This is a genomic window from Paractinoplanes maris (assembly GCF_023544465.1).
Classification (GTDB): domain Bacteria; phylum Actinomycetota; class Actinomycetes; order Mycobacteriales; family Micromonosporaceae; genus Actinoplanes; species Actinoplanes maris.
Genome location: NZ_JALPVL010000012.1, coordinates 12439 through 30331, shown reverse-complemented (window position 1 = coordinate 30331; position 17893 = coordinate 12439). Strand labels below are relative to the sequence as shown.

Below are 17893 nucleotides of genomic sequence, written 5' to 3'. Positions count from 1 at the left end.
CGCCCTCCTGGCCGAGGACCCTCTGATCTGAAGGCCCTCGGCTTGATCGGGTGACTAGCCCGTGGTCCCGAGCGACAGGATGCCGTAGTCGTAACCGCGCCGGCGGTAGACGACACTGGGACGTCCGCTGTCCTTGTCGAGGAACAGGTAGAAGTCGTGGCCGACGAGCTCCATCTGGAAGAGAGCGTCGTCGACGGTCATCGGGTCGGCGGGATGCTCTTTCTCCCGCACGATGCGCCACGGCAGATCCTCGTCGTGCTCCGCGAGCGCGGTGGCGACCGATGAGGTCTCCTCAGCCGGCTGGGTGAGGCTGAGGTCGGTGGGCAGACCGGCGGTGGCCGCTGCGACCGAGAGGGGCGCGTGACGCCCGCGGTGGACCCGGCGCCGGTCGGCGGAACGCCGCAGCCGGCCGTCGAGCTTGGTGATGGCGCAGTCCAGAGCTGCGTAGAAGTCTTTGGCGCAGGCCTCGGCACGAATGACCGGGCCCTTCGTCACGACGGTGATCTCGACTCGCTGGCAGTTGTCGGATTGGCGCGGATTGCGCTCGTGGAACAGCTCGACGTCAGCCCGGATCAGCTTCTGGTCGTAGCGTTCGACCTTGCTCAGCTTGTCGGCGACGTGTTCCCGATAGTGATCAGGAACCTCTACGTTGCGGCCCTTGACGACAATGTCCACTCGTGACCTCCCCCAACGTGTTTCTGTCCTGCGGGCGCCCTGACGACGGGGTGCCGGGGGCGCCGAACTGCGACGCGTTTCTGGTTGCCGGCGACGCCGTGAATGACCTTGGTCAACTCACCGTGCGTGACCGATAGCGAAGGAGACGACTCCTTTCCGGTGCGGCGGTTCGCGGACGCGCTGCGCCTGGACGGTGGAGCGGGTTGAGGCGAAACTCATACCCTCGTCACCAAGACGCTAACGTGCCGATGCTCCCGCGTCACCCCTCGTTCGGGATACCGGATGCCCGAGGTTCACCCTTTGTGTGCCGTCAGGCGGGAAACCGGCGAAACCGGCCGTGGACGACCTCCGCCGTTGTGTCGCGGCCAACACCGCAGCCCCATCGACCTGCATCTTTGCCTCCTCGAGGCGCCGCGTCACCGCCGCCAGCGTGGCTCCGGTGGTGACGATGTCGTCGACCACCACCAGCGTGCCTTTCCGGGGCGCGACGCGTCGCGGAACGCCGATTCGAGCCCGCCGGATTCGCAGCGAATCCTCAGCTGCGGCGCGCCGGCCATCCACGCTCAGTGACGTAGAGTCGAGGCGAGGTAACGCTTCGAGCTGGCGGCTGACATCCGCTTGCCAACCGGCTGCGCGCAGTCGCCGCACGGCGTGCGCGGCCAGACGCAGCATGTGATCGCCGTGCCTCTCGCGGGCCGCCGCGGCCGTCGACGGGACGGGCACCAGCGTCACCGGGGCCCCGCGCCGGGCGAGGGCGGCCACCGCCGTGGCCAGCAGGCTGCCGAGCGGCTTGGCCAGCCGGTGCCGGCCCTTCTCCTTGTATGCCAGCAGAACGCCGCGCAGAGCAGTCTCGTACGGTCCGACGGCCACGCACGGCGGCAGGCCCGGGGGCGGCGGATCGGGCGCGGTGCGGAAGGGGCGTAACGCTTCCAGACCGGCGGCGCAGGGGGCGCACACGCCGTACCGCAGGGGAACCCGCTCGGCCGCGCAGCCGGCGCACGGCGCGGGCAGCACGAGGTCGGCGAGATCCCCGAGCAGCCCGGTCATGCGTGCGCCCGCCTCAGTCGAGGAAGAACGGGGCGGTCGGCTTCGCGCCGGACGACGACGGCACGGGCGGGCCGGCCAGGTCGACCGGCTCGATCTCCTCGGGCGCGCTCAGCACGTCCCACGCCTTGCCGCCCGCCAGGTACGACTCCGACGAGGACCGCTCGGTGCCGTTCACCGGATTCGACGGGTAGGCCGCCAGATAGGTCACCTTCTCGGCGCCGATGTCGTCGAGCCGCACCGTGGACAGGGCGCCGTCGACCGTCACGTCGAGCACGGCGTACCGGTCGTCGCGGCGGACACCCGCCACGACCAGATAGTCCTCGCTGCTCCAGGCGACCGCGGTCACCGCGCGCAGTGTGGGTGGGAGCACCTGCTCGGGCAGGCCGAGCGTGACGCCGTCACCACTCGTGTTGAGCGCCGCCCGATACAACCGGCCGTTGCTGACCACGGCCACCCGATGCCCGTCCGGAGCCACCGAGAGAGCGCTGACCGGGCCGGGATCGCCCTGCCAGTCGACCCGCTGGGCCGGCGCGGCGGTGGAACCGAAGGAGTGGATCCGGCCGTTCATGGTGATCAGCCCGATGGCCCGGGAATCCTCGGCGGCACCGGTGGGCAGCTGGGCCCAGACCGGCGTACCCAGCGAGCCCGACAGGCCGCCCACCTGCTTGAGGTCGGCTTGCTCACCGGCCGGGGCATCGGCCACCGACAGGCGGCGCTGCTGCTCGGGACCGGTCACCACGGCGGCGTACGACCGGGTCGGGGACGCGCTGATGGCGGCGGAGGCGATGTTCCGGTTGGCCGTCGGCTTGAGCACCGGGACCGGGTCGCCGGCGTGCGGCGAGTTCTTGAACCGGCGGATGCCGCCGCCGAGGACGGCGAACCGCTCGGGATCGTCGGCCAGGCGGTACGCCAGGTTGCTCTCGAAGAACTCACCGTCGGTGACCCGGACCGGCTCGTTGCGACCGATCGAGATGGCCATCGTGCGCGGCACCGGCTGCATCGACCACTGCAGCTGACGGCGCAACCGGTCGAGAGCGCCCGGGTCGGAGCCCTGCGGGACGGCCTTGTCGTTGAGCCTGATCTCGAGGGTGTCATTGGTGATGGCGGGGACGTTGTCGGCCGCCTGGGTGCCGGTCGGCAGGCTGTTCACCGCGTCGGAGAGCCACGGAGCGGGCGAGCCGGTGAGCCAGCCGAGGATCGTGGTCGGCTGCTGGACGGTGGGCACGCTGCGCGGCATGTAGCGCAGGTCGGGCACCAGCGACGTGTTCTCGTTGTTCCACCAGTAGATCGTGCGGGTCTGGTAATACAGACCGAGCGTCTCGCCGGTGATCAGCATCGTCTGCGGGGCATCGAGGACGAACAGGCCGTCCTGCCCCTCGACCGAGCCGATGCGCAGCTTGTAGGGCATGCTCGACGAGCTCGCGTCAGCCGGCTGGAGCACACCGTTGGCCTTCAGCGTGCCGACCACCTGCGCGATGAACGTGATCTCGGAGTCGCCCGGCGAGTAGAGCGGCCGCTCGGTCTCCCGGATGACCTTGATGTCGTTGCTGGTCGGGAAGCGCTTGGCCAGATCGGGGGCCTGGAACGCCTTGACCCGGTCGAGCGCCGTCTCGGGGTCGCCGGCCGCCGCCTCCAGGTAGTTGTCGGCGAACTCCTCGAGGTCGCTGGTGTCCTGGCGGGCGTACTGCACCGGCGGGGTGCCGTCGTCGTCGACCGACACGCCGCTGGACGGGCCGTCGCCCAGGATCGTCACGTCGCTCTCGGCCGGGATGCCGCAGCCGCCGGCCAGCATCGTGGCCAGCACCGCCGTGACACAGAGCAGGCGCCTCATCGGACCACCTCCGCCTTCACTTCCTCGACCGCCGCCGGGCCCGCGGGCGGCAGCGCCGGTGTGCGGTCGCGCGGGATCAACGGCAGGGGCGCGGCCAGCAGCCGGTCGCCCGACCGCACCGGCAGCGTGAGCCGGAACTGGGCGCCCTCACCGGGCACGCCCCACGCCTCGAGCCAGCCGCCGTGCAGGCGCGCGTCCTCCGCACTGATCGACAGACCCAGGCCGGTGCCGCCGGTCTGCCGCGCGCGCGACGGGTCGGCCCGCCAGAACCGGTTGAAGACCAGGCGCTCCTCACCGGGTTTGAGGCCGACACCGTGGTCGCGGACCGTGATCGCCACCGCCGCCTCGTCGCAGGCCAGGGTCACCTGCACCGGCCTGGCCTCGCCGTGCTCGACCGCGTTGCCGACCAGGTTGCGCAGCACCCGCTCGACCCGGCGGGGGTCGACCTCGGCGATCACCGGCGTGTCGGGCAGGTGAAGCTCGATCGCCACCCCCACCCGCTCGGCCAGCCCGGCCAGCCGGTCGGCGACGCGCTCGACGATCGGCACCAGGTCGGTGTGCTCGGCGTCGAGAGCGGCGAAGCCGGCATCGAAGCGGCTGATCTCCAGCAGGTCGGTCAGCAGGCTCTCGAACCGGTCGAGCTCGGCCTGCAGCAGCTCCGCGCTGCGAGCCACGGCGGGGTCGAAGTCCTCGCGCTCGGCGAAGATCAGGTCGGCCGCCATGCGGACGGTGGTCAGCGGCGTGCGCAGCTCGTGCGAGACGTCGGAGGTGAACCGGCGCTGCAGGCGGGACAACTCCTCGAGCCGCACGATCTGGCGCTGCAGGTTGGCCGCCATCTGGTTGAACGAGGCGGCCAGCAGGGCCAGGTCGTCCTCGCCGTCGACCTTCATGCGCTGGTCGAGCAGGCCGGCACTGAGCCGCTGGGCGGTGCGCGCGGCCACCCGGACCGGGGTGACGACCAGCCGGGTGACCAGGCCGGCGATGACGCCGAGCATGATGACCAGCGCCAGACCGGTGGCCAGCACCGTCGTCCGGATCTGGTTGGCCGCGCTGTCCTCGGTGGTCAGCGGCACCATGTAATAGAGCTCGACGTGGCCGAAGCTGGTCGGCACGGGCGAGCCGGTGACCAGGTATTTCGTGGTGCGGTCGTTGATCCGGGCGGTCACGATCTGGTTGGCCACCTTGCGGCCGTCGGACACCCGGTGGACCAGGTCGTCGGTGATAAGGCCCGCGGTGTCGACGTTGGGCGAGGTGGTCGGGGGCAACTCCGGATATTGGCCGGCGCGGATCGACACCACCGAGCCACCCGACTCGGCCGGGTCGCCGTCGGCCAGCTGACCGACGATCGTGGTGAACGTGGTCGGCAGCCGGGGGTCGCGCGCCTGTGGGTGGACGGTGAGCTGCTGCTCCGCATACGACACCTTGTTGCGCATCGAGACCTGCACCTCGTCCTGCGCGCGGCTGAGCAGGATCTTGGCGCTGCGGTCGGCGATGAACCAGCCGAACGCCGCCACCAGCAGGCTGGACGCGACCAGGGTGAGCGTGACGACGCGCAGCTGCAGCGAGCGGCGCCAGGCCCGGCGGGCCGGCGACGACCACACCTCGAACCGGCGGACCAGGACACGCCAGTATCGCCGCACCACGCGCAGGACGCGGCGGACCGGAAGCGGAAGCCAGGCCGGAGCACGCACGCGGCAAGGTTAGCCGCTCCCGGCTCCTATCCGGTGCCGGCCTTGTAGCCGACCCCCCGGACGGTCAGGATGATCTCGGGCCGCTCGGGATCAGGCTCGATCTTGGCGCGCAGCCGCTGCACGTGGACGTTGACCAACCGGGTGTCGGCCGCGTGGCGGTAACCCCACACCTGCTCGAGCAGCACCTCGCGGGTGAAGACCTGGCGCGGCTTGCGGGCCAGGGCCACCAGCAGGTCGAACTCGAGCGGCGTGAGCTTGACCTCCTCGCCGTCGCGGGACACGGTGTGCGCCGGCACGTCGATGGTGATCTGGTTGCCGGGCGGGCCGATGGTGAGCATCTCGGGTGCCGCGTCCTCGCCCCGGCGCAGCCGGGCCCGCATGCGGGCCACCAGCTCCTTGGGCTTGAACGGCTTGACCACGTAGTCGTCGGCGCCGGACTCGAGGCCGAGCACCACGTCGACCGTGTCGCTCTTGGCGGTCAGCATGACGATCGGGATGCCCGACTCGGTGCGGATCGCGCGGGCCACGTCGATGCCGCTCATGCCGGGCAGCATCAGGTCGAGCAGGACGATGTCGGGCCGGTTCTCCCGGAAGGCGGCCAGAGCGCGTTCACCGTCGGCGACGAACGAGGGCAGGAACCCCTCGCTCCGCAGAACGATGCCGAGCATCTCGGCCAGCGCTGGATCGTCATCGACGACGAGTACCCGGGCTCTCATGCGGTCCAATATTGCACTGTCCTCCCGAACCCCACGTACCCCGGGGCCGATCTTGCCCCGATCCAGGGTAGCGAGCCGGACAAAAAGGGCGGCCCCGGGAAGGGAGCCGCCCTTTCGGTGATCAGGCACCGGGGCGATCGAACTCCCCGGCCCGCACGCCGGCGATGAAACCGGTCCACTCCGCGTCGCCGAAGGCGAGCATCGGACCCGAGACGTCCTTCGAGTCGCGCACCAGCACGACCGACGGAACGTTCGCGACCTCGACGCAGTGGCCCGCGGCTCCGCTTCGAGTGCTCTTACGCCAGGTGAGGTTGGCGTCCTGCATCGTGGGTCCCCTTCCGAAGGAATGCGCCTCCATTGGAACTCACGATGCCGCCAACAAGCGGAGCGCTTCCTCCCTCTCAGCGATAGCCGTTCGGCTCATCTCTGCCGACATCGAGCGTTCCCGCAGGTCAGACAAGGCGTCCCGATAGACGTCGACATCGGCCGGCTTCACCCGGAAGAGACCTCCGGTGAGGCCCTCGCTGTGCACGACCGGGGCTCTGGTGCCCGGCCCGAACTCGAGAACCATGAACGGCTCGGTCATGCCGGCGTGGGCGCCGGCGCTGAACGGGAGCACCAGGAGCTCGACGCCGGGGCGGCCGCTGGCCTCGACCAGCCGGGCCAGCTGACGACGCAGCACCTGAGGACCGCCGACCTCGCGGTGCAGCACCGCCTCGTCGAGCACGATCCGCAGCACGGGCGGCGGGTCGCGGGTGAGGACCGCCTGCCGGGCCATCCGCAGGGCCAGGCGGCGCTGGATCGTCTCGGCCGCGCCGACGTCGGCGCCCACCTCGATCACCGCCCGCGCATACTCGTCGGTCTGCAGCAGACCGGGGACGACCTGCGGCTCCCACTCGCTGATGAGCACGGCCTCAGCCTCGAGGGCGACATATTCGTCGTACGGATCGGGGACCGACGACCGGTAAGGGGTCCACCAGGCCCGGGCGCGGCCGTGGCGGGCCAGCTCGCGCAGCCGGTCACGATCCTCCACCCGGACGCCGTAGGAGGTCAGGAGACGGTCGAGGTCGGACTCCGTGATGCCGGTGTGCGCCGTCTCGATGCGACTCAGCTTGGACTCGGACCAGCCCAGGGCGGAGGCGACATCGGCCGCCCGGCGGTCGCCACGAAGGCGGCGCAGCTCGTTACCGAGCTCGCGCCGTGCCGTCGACGTCGCTCTAGCCACGAGGAACACCATAACGTTTCACCCGTCGCTCAGTGCAACTTGCACCCCACCCTGTGCACTTGCATGCAGGTCAGAGGCATGCCGTAATGGAGGTCGACCACGGGCGCGGGGTGGCGGCAAACACCCCGGACCCGGAAAACGGGTCCCGTCCGCTTCGGCGGACGGGACCCGTGCTCCGTCTGGTGGGGGCACATAGCGAACGGGACGGCAGGCCTGGACCCGCCGCCCCGTTCATCCCCCCGGTTTGGTACCGCGCGCGTCCGTGGGACCCCCCGATCACCAATGACGCTGCGTGTTTATAGATTCACACTCCGCACAGGCTCGTGTCAAGCAAATCCAGAAATTTCCTATTTTGGGGGGCTTGAAAGAGCGACGGTGGGTACTCAACCGCCGGTCTCAGGCGGGGCGGCCAGTCTCAGGCGGAGCGGCCGATGTCCGGCCGGTCGGCGGTTTCCGGCCGGGCCGCCAGTGCCAGGCCGGGCCGGGCCGCCAGTGCCAGGCCGGGCCGGGCCGCCAGTGCCAGGCCGGGCCGGGCCGCCAGTGCCAGGCCGGGCCGGGCCGCCAGTGCCAGGCCGGGCCGGGCCGCCAGTGCCAGGCCGGGCCGGGCCGGGCCGCCAGTGCCAGGCCGGGCTGGGCTGGGCTGGGCCGCCAGTGCCAGGCCGGGCTGGGCTGGGCTGGGCCGCCAGTGCCAGGCCGGGCTGGGCTGGGCCGCCAGTGTCAGGCGGGGACGGCGGCCACGAAAGCCTGACCGGTGCCCGCGATCTTGATGGCGCCGGCATCCGCGGGGGCGTAAGCGGCCGTGCCCGCGGTGAGCTCGACCGGCGTGCCGTCGACGCTCTCCCCCACGAAGATGTCACCGGCGGTGGCCAGGATGATGCGCGGGCCGGTGGCGGGCACCTCGGTGGGTGGCCGGGTGCCGTCCAGCTCGACCCGGAAGAGTTCGAAATCGGGTACCGGCACCGACCACGTCGACACGCCCGGGGCCACCTCGGCACCGCGCAGGATCGGGTCGTCCAGCACCTCGAAGCGGAGCACGTTGAGCAGCTCGTCCACGTCCACCCGCTTGGGGGTCAGACCGCCCCGCAGCACGTTGTCGCTCGCCGCCATCAGCTCCACACCGGCCCCGCGCAGATAGGCGTGCAGGTTGCCGGCGGGCATCCAGATCGCCTCGCCCGGGGCCAGGCACACGTGGTTGAGCAGCAGAGCCACCAGCACGCCGGGGTCGCCCGGATAATGCGCGGCCAGGTCGGCCACCAGACCGCCGGCCGGGGCGGCGGCGACAACCGCCGAGACCAGCGCCTCCCGATCGCCGGTGGGCCAGGTCAGCAGGGTGCGCACGGCGGTGCGCAGGTCGGCGTCGCGCAGCGCTGCGACCACCGGGGCCAGCGACGCCACCCCGAACGCCTCGATCTCGTCGGCCGCGGCGTCCGGCGACCGGAAGCCGCAGAGCGCCTCGAACGGCGTGACGGCCACCAGCATCTCGGGCTTGTGGTTGGCGTCGGTGTAGTTCCTGGGGAGGCTCGGGTCGGCCTCCTGACGGGCGTACGCCTGCTTCGCGTACTCGAGGCCCGGGTGTGCCTGCAACGACAGCGGTGACTCGGCGGCCAGCACCTTGAGCAGGAACGGCAGCTTCGGGCCGAACTCCCGCTCGACCTCCTCGCCCAGCTGCCCCTTCGGATCGCCGGCGATCAGCGTCTCCAGGCTGACCGGGCCGTCGGGGCCGGCGACCGTGGCCGGGTCGCCCGGGTGGGCGCCCAGCCACAGCTCGGCCTCGGGTTGATCGGTGGGCGCCGGACGGCCCTGGAGCTCGGCGATGACGGTGCGGGAACCCCAGGCGTACGGACGGACGACGCCGGTCAGCGAGTAGACGCTCATGATCTGCAGAATTTACCCGGGTTCGGCGGCCGACGACGGCGTAGCGGTCACCGCCGGCGACTGAGCCGGACGGTAGATGTCCGGCTCGATGTAGATGACCCGGGCGATCGGCACGGCCTCGCGGATGCGGGACTCGGCCTCGTCGATGTGCTGGGCCAGCTCGTCGGCCCGCTCGGCTCCCGGTACGGCGATCTTGACCGCGACCAGCAGCTCGTCCGGCCCGAGGTGCAGCGTCTTCATGTGGATGATCCGCTCCACCCCCTCGCCGGCCAGCACGGCCTGCTCGATCTTGCGGGTCGTCTCGGGATTCGCGCCCTCACCGAGCAGCAGGCTCTTGGTCTCGATGGCCAGGATGGCCGCGATGCAGACCAGCAGCAGACCGATGGCCGCGGTGCCGATGCCGTCCCAGATGCCGTTGCCGGTGATCAGGGTGAGCACGACGCCGAAGAACGCGAAGATCAGGCCGAGCAGGGCGCCACTGTCCTCCAGCAGCACCACCGGCAGCTCCGGCGCCTTGGACCGGCGCACGAAGTCGACCCAGGAGGTCTGACCGCGGGTGCGGTTGGACTCCTTGATCGCGGTCCGGAACGAATAGCTCTCCAGACCGATCGCGACCACGAGCACGAGGACCGGCACCCACTGCCAGCTCTCGATCGGGTGCGGATCCTGGATCTTGTGCCAGGCCTCGTACAGCGCGAACAGCCCGCCCAGGCTGAACAGCACGATCGAGACGATGAACGCGTAGATGTAGCGCTCGCGTCCATAGCCGAACGGGTGCTCGGGGGTGGCCTGCCGCTTCGCCTTCTTGCCGCCGACCAGCAGCAACAGCTGGTTACCGGAGTCGGCCACCGAGTGGATGGCCTCGGCCAGCATCGACGACGACTGGGTCAGCAGCCAGGCCACGAACTTGGTGGCCGCGATGCCGAGGTTCGCGGCCAGCGCCGCGATGATCGCCTTGGTGCCGCCTTCAGCACTCATTTACCTGCTCCACAGAGATGTCCGACCGGGTCGGTCACTGCATTCCCTCAGGCAGCGGGTTTGAAAGCTCCTTCAGCTCGCTGATCGCGGGCACGGCCATCGGGTCGAGCCCGTGCGCGAGAGCGAGATAGAGCGAGGCGAAATCGGGCACCGCGGTGAGCGAGGCCAGCCGCTCGAGGGCGGAGCCGCCCTCGGCGGTGAGCACGTCGCACCGCACCCCGCGGCGCTCGGCCAGGGTCTGCACGGCATCGGCCCGGCGCTCCTCGACGGCCACCGGCTCGTCCGCGTCCTCCTCGGGGTTGAGCCCGCCGTCGCGGAAGAGCACGAGCCGCAGCCGGGTCGAGGAGGGCTCCTCGGCGTCACCGGGGTCGGCGAAGATGTCACGCGACGACTCGGCCAGACCGCCGAAGACGCCGTCGAGCAGGCCCACCCGGCCCCGGCCGGCCTCGCCCAGCGCACCGGCCATCACCGGATAGCGCGCGTTCGCGGCCAGCGTGTCGGCGAAACGGCGGGCGGCCACCGTGGCCAGCGGGGACGAGCCCCACACGATCGGGATCGAGCCGGCCAGACCGAGGGCCAGCGCCTTGGCCGGGTTGACGAACGAGTCGGCGCCGGGGCGGCAGCGCTCGGCGTCGGCGTCGAGCCGGGTCGCGGTCTCGGCCAGGTCGGCCTCGTTGACCTTGACCAGACCGATGGCCCGGGCGGCGAGCAGCACCGGCACGGCCAGGCCCCAGAGGCTGGCGCGGGCGGGCGCCCGGCGCGGCACCGCGAAGAACGGCGCCCGGGCGCGGGCGGCCATCGCCTCCAGCTCGGAGTCGGGGTTGCCCACGGCGACCAGACGGGCTCCCCGCCGGGCGGCCGCCTCGGCCGCGGCCAGCGCCTCGGGGCTGCGGCCGGACGCCGAGACGGCGATGACCACGTCGGCCGCGCCGACCCAGCCGGGCAGGCCGGGACTGCGGTGACCGATGATCGGCACCGGGCAGCGCGGGCCGGCCACGGTCGACAGGATGCTGCCGGTCAGGCCGGCCGTGCCGATGCCGGCCACGACGACCGCGCGGGGGCGGCCCTCGTCGGCCAGCATGCTGAGGTCGGTCTCGGCGGCCAGCGCGGCGGCCTCGCGGACCTGCGCGCCGGCCGACGCCGTGGCCCGGAGCATGCCGCCCGGGTCGTTGGCCAGCATCGACTTCTCGTCGTCGAGCAGCGACTCGTCGGCGTGCCGGTGACCGTGCACGCCGGCCGTGCCGCCCTCGAGCGGGCCCGCCATCAGGCTGCCCCGCCCTGGCCGGGGAGGCGCGCCTCGTCGAGCAGCAGCACCGGGATGTCGTCGCGGACCTCGAAGACGCGTCCACACTCGGTGCAGGTCAGTGTCTGCGCCGCGGCGTCGTGGGTCAGCGGCGCGTGATGCGTGTCCGGGCAGGCCAAAATGTCCAACAGCTGCGGATCGAGGGCCACCGAACGGCTCCTTACATGACAGAAGGCTGGGCGACACGATCCTAACTGCGCACGATGCCGAGCACTTCGTCGCGCAGGGCCGCCATGCGGTCGGGCTTGGCCGCCTCGACGTTGAGCCGCAGCAACGGCTCGGTGTTGGAGGCCCGCAGGTTGAACCACGCACCGTCGGACAGCGTCACGGTGAGGCCGTCGAGCTCGTCGACGGTCGCACCCGCGAAGTGTGCCCGGACCTCGGCCGTCTTGGCCGCGGCGTCGGCCACCGTGGAGTTGATCTCACCGGAGGCGCTGTAGCGCTCGTACTCGGCGGCGAACTCGGACAGCGGCTGGTCCTGGCCGCCCAGCGCGGCGAGCACGTGCATCGCGGCCAGCATGCCGGTGTCGGCGAACCAGAAGTCGCGGAAGTAGTAATGCGCCGAGTGCTCACCGCCGAAGACCGCGTTGGTCCGGGCCATCTCGGCCTTGATGAACGAGTGGCCGACCCGGCTGCGCACCGGCGTGCCGCCCGCCTCGGCGATGATCTCGGGGACCGCGCGCGAGGTGATCAGGTTGTGGATGACGGTGCTGCCGGGGAACTTGGCCAGCTCGCGCCGGGCGACCAGGGCGGTGACCGCCGAGGGCGAGACCGGGTCGCCCTTCTCGTCGATGATGAAGCAGCGGTCGGCGTCACCGTCGAACGCGACGCCGATGTCGGCGCCCTGCTCGCGGATCGCATTCTGCAGGTCGACCAGGTTCTTCGGGTCGAGCGGGTTGGCCTCGTGGTTGGGGAACGAGCCGTCCAGCTCGAAGTAGAGCGGCACGATCTCGAGCGGCAGCGCGGGCAGCACCTGGTCGCCCAGCACGGCGGGCACGGTGTAGCCGCCCATGCCGTTGCCCGCGTCGACGATCACCTTGAGCGGCCGGATGGCGGCCAGGTCGACGAGCGAGCGCAGGTGTTCCGCGTACGCCGCCAGCAGGTCCCGCGTCTGCACCCGGGTCGGCCCGTCGGCCTCGGCGTTCAGATCGTCCAGCAGGGCCTCGGCGCGCTGCCGGACGACCACGAGGCCGCTGTCCTGACCGACCGGCTTGGCACCCGCGCGGCACAGCTTGATGCCGTTGTATTGAGCCGGGTTGTGACTGGCGGTGAACATGGCACCGGGCAGGCCGAGCGAGCCGGAGGCGTAGTAGAGCTCGTCGGTGGAGGCCAGGCCGATGTTGGTGACCGCGGCGCCGGCCGCGTTGGCACCCCGCGCGAACGCGGCGGCCAGCCCGGGGCCGGACTCACGCATGTCGTGCGCGATGACGATCTCGTCGGCGTTGTCGCCCGACTCGCGCAACATCTCCACGAACGCGGTGCCGAGCGCCCTCGCGACCGCCTCGTCGAACTGATCCGGGACGATTCCCCGGACGTCGTACGCCTTGACGATCTTGGACAGATCAGACACTGCTCCCCCTTGCCTCCGCGCTGATGACCCGCCGAGAGTAGCGGAGCCCGGTCGGCGGCAAGATGGCAACGAACGAGCGTCAGCCGAACAGGCTTGTCGAAGAGCGTGATGCGGGTCACGATGGGGTTCTGGAGGTGCCTCCGTGCCCAACCCCTGGCTCGCCCTCGACGCCGGTGCCGATCCCGTCGAGCGCATGCGCCAGATCGGGCGCGCCCACGAGCGGTTCCTGGCCGGGGAGAAATCCGACGGACCAGCCATCCGCACGGTCGTGGCCGAGTCGTGGCAGCGCTCGGCCGTCGCCCTGCCCGGACCCGACGCCACCGCCCCGATCGAGCTCAGCGACGACGACCTGGAGTCCTACCGGGCGGCCCACCCGCTCTCCCGGGCACTGCCGATCTTCCGGGATCTGCTGGGTGGCCTGGCCGAGGACGGCGAGCACCTGATGGCCGTCTGCGATGCCTACGGGCGGCTGTTGTGGGTCGAGGGGACGGCCAAGGTGCTGCGCGCCGGTGAGCGGATGAACTTCGTACCCGGCGCCCGCTGGGACGAGGCCCACGCCGGCACCAATGCGCCGGGCACCGCCCTGGCCGTCGACCACCCGCTCCAGATTTTCGCCACCGAGCACTTCAGCCGGGGTGTGCAGCGCTGGACGTGCGCGGCGGCACCGATCCACGACCCGGGCACCGGCCGGCTGCTCGGCGCGATCGACGTCACCGGCGGCGACCACCTGGCCAACCCGCACAGCCTGGCCCTGGTGCGGGCGACCGCGCTGGCCGCCGAGGCCTACCTGCGCCAGCACCTCGGCTCGGCGGGCACCTCGGGCTCGGTCGTCGCGCTCGGCCGGAACGAGGTGCTGCTGACCTTCGAGGGGCGGCAGTGGCGGCTGGGGCGCCGCCACTCCGAGTTGCTGGTGCTGCTGCTGGCCCACCCCGAGGGCAGCACGGGCGACGAGCTGGGTTCCGGCCTCTACGGCGACGACCCGAGCCCGGTGACCGTCCGGGCCGAGTTGTCCCGGCTGCGCCGGGCGCTGGGCCCCGAGCTGATGGAGTCGCGGCCCTATCGGTTGCGCGCCGACATCCAGGCTGATTTCCGTACGGTCGTCCGCCTGCTGGAGCACGGCCGGACCGCTGAGGCTCTGGAGGCGTACGCGGGCCCGCTCCTGCCCGGCTCGGACGCACCCGGCGTCGTCCGGCTGCGGCGGCTGGTCGACGACCGGCTGCGCTCGGCCCTGCTCGCCGCCCGCGACCGCACGCTGCTGCAGACCTGGCTGCACTCGCCCTGGGGGGCCGACGACCTGGAGGTCTGGGAGGCCTACGCCCGCCTGCTGCCGCCGGGCGCGGTGGCCCGGCCGATGGCGCTGACCCGCGTCCGGGAGCTGCGGATCGAGTACGACGTTGCAACGTCGTTGCAACGTGCCGGTAATTAACGTCGGCCGTACCCCCAAGGTACGGAGGCTGCCATGACCGTATATTCCGCGCCCGGATCCGACGGCGCCATCGTCAACTACGAATCCCGGTACGACCACTTCATCGGCGGCGAATACGTGCCGCCGGCCAGGGGCCAGTATTTCGCCAACCCGAGCCCGGTGACCGGCCAGGACTTCTGCGAGGTGGCCCGGGGCACGGCCGAGGACGTCGAGAAGGCGCTGGACGCCGCGCACGGCGCCGCCGACGCGTGGGGCCGCACCTCCACCGCCGAGCGGGCCAACATCCTCAACAAGATCGCCGACCGGATGGAGCAGAACCTCGAGAAGCTGGCCGTCGCCGAGTGCTGGGAGAACGGCAAGCCGGTGCGCGAGACGCTGGCCGCCGACATCCCGCTGGCGATCGACCACTTCCGCTACTTCGCCGGCGCCATCCGGGCCCAGGAGGGCACGGCGGGCGAGATCGACGACGACACGGTGGCCTACCACTTCCACGAGCCGCTGGGCGTGGTCGCCCAGATCATCCCGTGGAACTTCCCGATCCTGATGGCGGTCTGGAAGCTCGCCCCGGCGCTGGCCGCCGGCAACGCGGTCGTCCTCAAGCCGGCCGAGCAGACCCCCGCGTCGATCCACTACTGGCTGTCGCTGGTGGCCGACCTGCTGCCGCCGGGCGTGCTCAACATCGTCAACGGGTTCGGCGTCGAGGCCGGCAAGCCGCTCGCCTCGTCCAACCGGGTGGCCAAGGTCGCCTTCACCGGTGAGACCACCACCGGCCGGCTGATCATGCAGTACGCCTCGGAGAACCTGATCCCGGTCACCCTCGAGCTGGGTGGCAAGAGCCCGAACATCTTCTTCGACGACGTCAGCCGGCTCGACGACGACTTCTACGACAAGTCGCTCGAGGGCTTCTCGATGTTCGCGCTCAACCAGGGCGAGGTCTGCACCTGCCCGTCGCGCGCGCTGATCCAGCAGGGCATCTACAGCGACTTCCTGGCCGCCGGGGTCAAGCGGGTCGAGAACCTCAAGCAGGGCAACCCGCTCGACACCGACACCCAGGTCGGCGCGCAGGCCTCCAACGACCAGCTCGAGAAGATCCTGTCGTACTTCGACATCGGCCGGCAGGAGGGCGCCAAGGTGCTCACCGGCGGCGCGCGGGCCGACCTCGGCGGCAACCTGTCCGGCGGCTACTACGTGCAGCCGACGATCTTCGAGGGCAGCAACGCCATGCGGATCTTCCAGGAGGAGATCTTCGGGCCGGTCGTGTCGGTGACCTCGTTCGCCGACTACGCGGACGCCATCAAGATCGCCAACGACACGCTCTACGGCCTCGGGGCGGGCGTGTGGACGCGGGACATCAACACCGCGTACCGGGCCGGTCGGGCGATCAAGGCCGGGCGGGTCTGGACGAACTCGTACCACCTCTACCCGGCGCACGCCGCGTTCGGTGGCTACAAGCAGTCCGGCATCGGCCGCGAGAACCACAAGATGATGCTCGACCACTACCAGCAGACCAAGAACCTGCTCGTGTCGTACAGCCCCAAGGCGATGGGCTTCTTCTAGGCCATGGGAACCACGAGAGTCGACGTGACCCCCGCGGCGGCCGCCATGATGCGGCAGCTGCGGGGCCAGCACGGTCCGCTGATGTTCCACCAGTCCGGCGGCTGCTGCGACGGCAGCTCGCCGATGTGCTACCTGGAGGGTGAGTTCCGCACCGGCCAGTCGGACGTGCTGCTCGAATCCCTGAAGATCGACGGGGTGGACGAGCCGATCACGTTCTGGATGTCGGGGTCGCAGTTCGAGCTCTGGAAGCACACCCACCTGACCGTGGACGTGGTCCCCGGACGGGGTGCCGGCTTCTCGCTGGAAGCCCCCGAAGGCGTGCGATTTCTCATCCGGTCACGCCTGCTCACCGAGCAGGAGCTGGCCGAACTCTCCTGATCGGAGGATTGCCGGGGCGTTGATTCCGGCCACACACTGATCCGTGCACCGCCGTCGTCCCGTATTAATGAGGGCGGCGGCGGTTCGCCGTCGGCGCGACCCGGCCTTGTTCCCGACCATCGAGGACCAGAGTGCGAGACCAGTTCCTACGCTTCCTGACCGAACTCGGCCGGCGGATCCTCTCCGCCGCGGCCGCACTCGACCAGCGAGCCCTGGTCCTCGTCCGGAAGATGGTCGATCGGCCGCTCGACGTCTCCCCTGACCGTGCCGAATCGCGGGCGGACCTGGCGCTGCGTGCCCTGCGGACGGCAATGTCGGCCGCCGGGCGGTCCGGGGAGGGTTTGATGCGGTTGTCACGGGCCAAGAAGGCGGTGCTGGTCGGCGCGGTGCTGATCGCCATCGGCCTGACCGGGCGCGCGTCCGCCGAGGCGGCCCGGGACACCACCGGCACCCTGACCGCCACAACGGCCTCGGCGTCGGCCGGCGCCCAGCCCCGGGCCACGCCGGCCGCCAAGAGCAAACCGAGGAAACCGGTCGCTCGCAAGATCAAGAACCCGCGCTTCGGCGGACCGGCGGGCAGCCACATGCTGACCGGCACCAAGGGCGTCGCGCTCACCTTCGACGACGGTCCCGACCCGTACGAGACCCCGAGGCTCCTCCAGCTGCTGGCCAAGCATCATGTGAAGGCGACGTTCTGCCTGGTCGGCGAGCAGGTGCAGCGGCATCCGGACATCGTCCGCAAGATCGTGGCGCAGGGGCACACGCTGTGCAACCACACCTGGGACCACAGCCTCAAGCTCGGTAAGGACCCGGAAGCCCACATCCGCTCGGATCTGTCCCGCACCAACGCGGCCATCCACCAGGCGGCGCCCGGCGCCAAGGTCAAATACTTCCGGGCGCCCGGCGGCAACTTCACGCCGCTGCTGGTGTCGACGGCCAAGCAGCTGGGGATGACCTCGATCTACTGGAAGGTCGACCCGCGCGACTGGAGCCATCACAAAGGCGAGAGCAGCAAGGCCCACCAGGCCAAGGTGGTCGCCCAGATCGAGAAGCACTGCCGGCCGGGCGCGATCGTGCTGTCCCACGACTACGGGCAGCCCGACACCATCGCGGCGTACCGGAAGCTGCTGCCCTGGCTCAAGAAGCGCTACACGCTCGTCGCGCTGCCGTAGCTCTGCAGCTAGTGCGAGGGCGGGATGACCCGCAGGTGACCGCGACGGCCCGTCTGGTGGCCGGGGCGCTCGTCGTCGGCGCGCGGCGGCGACGCGGGCGGACGGGCGGCCTCGCGGACGGCGTCGGCCAGGGCGACCAGGTCGTCGGTGGTCGGCGGCGGCGGGGCGAAATCGCCGTCGTGCCTGACAAGCTCCCAGCCCCGGGGGGCGGTGAGGCTGCGGGCGTGCGGCTCACACAGGTCGTACGTGTGGGGTTCGGCGAAGGCCGCCAAGGGGCCGACGACCGCCGTGGAGTCGCTGTAGACGTAGGTCAGCGTGGCGACAGCCTGTCGGGGACAGCCGTTCCGGGAGCAACGCCGTGGTGACCTCACGGCGGCACGTTATCGCTCCGACGGCCCGGGCGGGCGCCGATACCCCGCGACACGCCGACCCACGATGCATCACGATTC

Annotated in this window: 17 protein-coding genes; 4 read left to right on the top strand and 13 right to left on the bottom strand. The window is 71.2% G+C overall.

The features are described 5' to 3' along the window. Window positions 1–54: 54 nt before the first annotated feature. The 12 genes from hpf to NAG42_RS31370 all read right to left on the bottom strand — a co-directional run bounded on the left by hpf (window position 55) and on the right by NAG42_RS31370 (window position 12911). The gene (gene hpf, locus NAG42_RS31425; protein WP_250035541.1) at window positions 55–675 is read right to left on the bottom strand and encodes a ribosome hibernation-promoting factor, HPF/YfiA family; all 621 of its coding nucleotides are present in this window, start codon (window positions 673–675) and stop codon (window positions 55–57) included. A gap of 237 nt (window positions 676–912) precedes the next feature. Beyond that, window positions 913–1722 (bottom strand): ComF family protein, encoded by an 810-nt coding sequence (locus tag NAG42_RS31420; RefSeq protein WP_250035540.1) that lies wholly within the window; start codon window positions 1720–1722, stop codon window positions 913–915. Between the two features lie 13 nt (window positions 1723–1735). Continuing rightward, window positions 1736–3553, bottom strand: a complete 1818-nt coding sequence (locus NAG42_RS31415) for an LpqB family beta-propeller domain-containing protein (protein WP_250035539.1) — start codon at window positions 3551–3553, stop codon at window positions 1736–1738. Further along, the gene (gene mtrB, locus NAG42_RS31410) at window positions 3550–5193 is read right to left on the bottom strand and encodes an MtrAB system histidine kinase MtrB (RefSeq protein ID WP_250035875.1); all 1644 of its coding nucleotides are present in this window, start codon (window positions 5191–5193) and stop codon (window positions 3550–3552) included. Before mtrB ends, NAG42_RS31415 begins: the two co-directional genes overlap by 4 nt. Before the next feature lie 77 nt (window positions 5194–5270). Continuing rightward, window positions 5271–5960 (bottom strand): MtrAB system response regulator MtrA, encoded by a 690-nt coding sequence (gene mtrA, locus NAG42_RS31405; RefSeq protein ID WP_250035538.1) that lies wholly within the window; start codon window positions 5958–5960, stop codon window positions 5271–5273. 121 nt (window positions 5961–6081) lie between these two features. Continuing rightward, on the bottom strand, window positions 6082–6285 hold the full coding sequence (locus NAG42_RS31400; RefSeq protein ID WP_250035537.1) for a DUF397 domain-containing protein: 204 nt from the start codon (window positions 6283–6285) through the stop codon (window positions 6082–6084). A gap of 39 nt (window positions 6286–6324) precedes the next feature. Continuing rightward, entirely contained in the window at window positions 6325–7185 is an 861-nt protein-coding gene (locus NAG42_RS31395; protein WP_250035535.1) for a helix-turn-helix domain-containing protein, read from the bottom strand. A gap of 717 nt (window positions 7186–7902) precedes the next feature. Beyond that, a complete protein-coding gene (gene manA, locus NAG42_RS31390; RefSeq protein WP_250035534.1) occupies window positions 7903–9060 on the bottom strand; it encodes a mannose-6-phosphate isomerase, class I in 1158 nt (385 codons plus the stop codon). Window positions 9061–9072: 12 nt separating this feature from the next. Beyond that, on the bottom strand, window positions 9073–10038 hold the full coding sequence (locus tag NAG42_RS31385) for a cation diffusion facilitator family transporter (protein ID WP_250035533.1): 966 nt from the start codon (window positions 10036–10038) through the stop codon (window positions 9073–9075). Window positions 10039–10072: 34 nt separating this feature from the next. After that, window positions 10073–11302 (bottom strand): SIS domain-containing protein, encoded by a 1230-nt coding sequence (locus tag NAG42_RS31380; RefSeq protein ID WP_250035532.1) that lies wholly within the window; start codon window positions 11300–11302, stop codon window positions 10073–10075. After that, window positions 11302–11490 carry a Trm112 family protein gene (locus tag NAG42_RS31375; protein ID WP_250035531.1) on the bottom strand — a complete coding sequence of 63 codons (189 nt, stop codon included), beginning with the start codon at window positions 11488–11490 and terminating at the stop codon, window positions 11302–11304. The genes NAG42_RS31380 and NAG42_RS31375 overlap by 1 nt, the downstream gene beginning before the upstream one ends. Window positions 11491–11531: 41 nt before the next feature. Next, window positions 11532–12911, bottom strand: a complete 1380-nt coding sequence (locus NAG42_RS31370) for a phosphomannomutase/phosphoglucomutase (RefSeq protein ID WP_250035530.1) — start codon at window positions 12909–12911, stop codon at window positions 11532–11534. A gap of 142 nt (window positions 12912–13053) precedes the next feature. Between NAG42_RS31370 and NAG42_RS31365 the strand changes: the two genes are divergently transcribed. The 4 genes from NAG42_RS31365 to NAG42_RS45135 all read left to right on the top strand — a co-directional run bounded on the left by NAG42_RS31365 (window position 13054) and on the right by NAG42_RS45135 (window position 17444). Beyond that, window positions 13054–14337 (top strand): GAF domain-containing protein, encoded by a 1284-nt coding sequence (locus tag NAG42_RS31365; protein ID WP_250035529.1) that lies wholly within the window; start codon window positions 13054–13056, stop codon window positions 14335–14337. 33 nt (window positions 14338–14370) lie between these two features. Beyond that, window positions 14371–15894: an aldehyde dehydrogenase gene (adh, locus tag NAG42_RS31360; protein ID WP_250035528.1), complete on the top strand. Its 1524-nt coding sequence runs from the start codon at window positions 14371–14373 to the stop codon at window positions 15892–15894. A gap of 3 nt (window positions 15895–15897) precedes the next feature. Next, entirely contained in the window at window positions 15898–16272 is a 375-nt protein-coding gene (locus tag NAG42_RS31355) for a DUF779 domain-containing protein (RefSeq protein ID WP_250035527.1), read from the top strand. A gap of 131 nt (window positions 16273–16403) precedes the next feature. Then, window positions 16404–17444 (top strand): polysaccharide deacetylase family protein, encoded by a 1041-nt coding sequence (locus NAG42_RS45135; RefSeq protein ID WP_250035526.1) that lies wholly within the window; start codon window positions 16404–16406, stop codon window positions 17442–17444. An 8-nt stretch (window positions 17445–17452) separates the two neighbouring features. Here the strand turns inward: NAG42_RS45135 and NAG42_RS31345 are convergent, their stop codons facing one another. Further along, window positions 17453–17815 (bottom strand): DUF3499 domain-containing protein, encoded by a 363-nt coding sequence (locus NAG42_RS31345; protein ID WP_250035525.1) that lies wholly within the window; start codon window positions 17813–17815, stop codon window positions 17453–17455. Window positions 17816–17893: the final 78 nt, after the last annotated feature.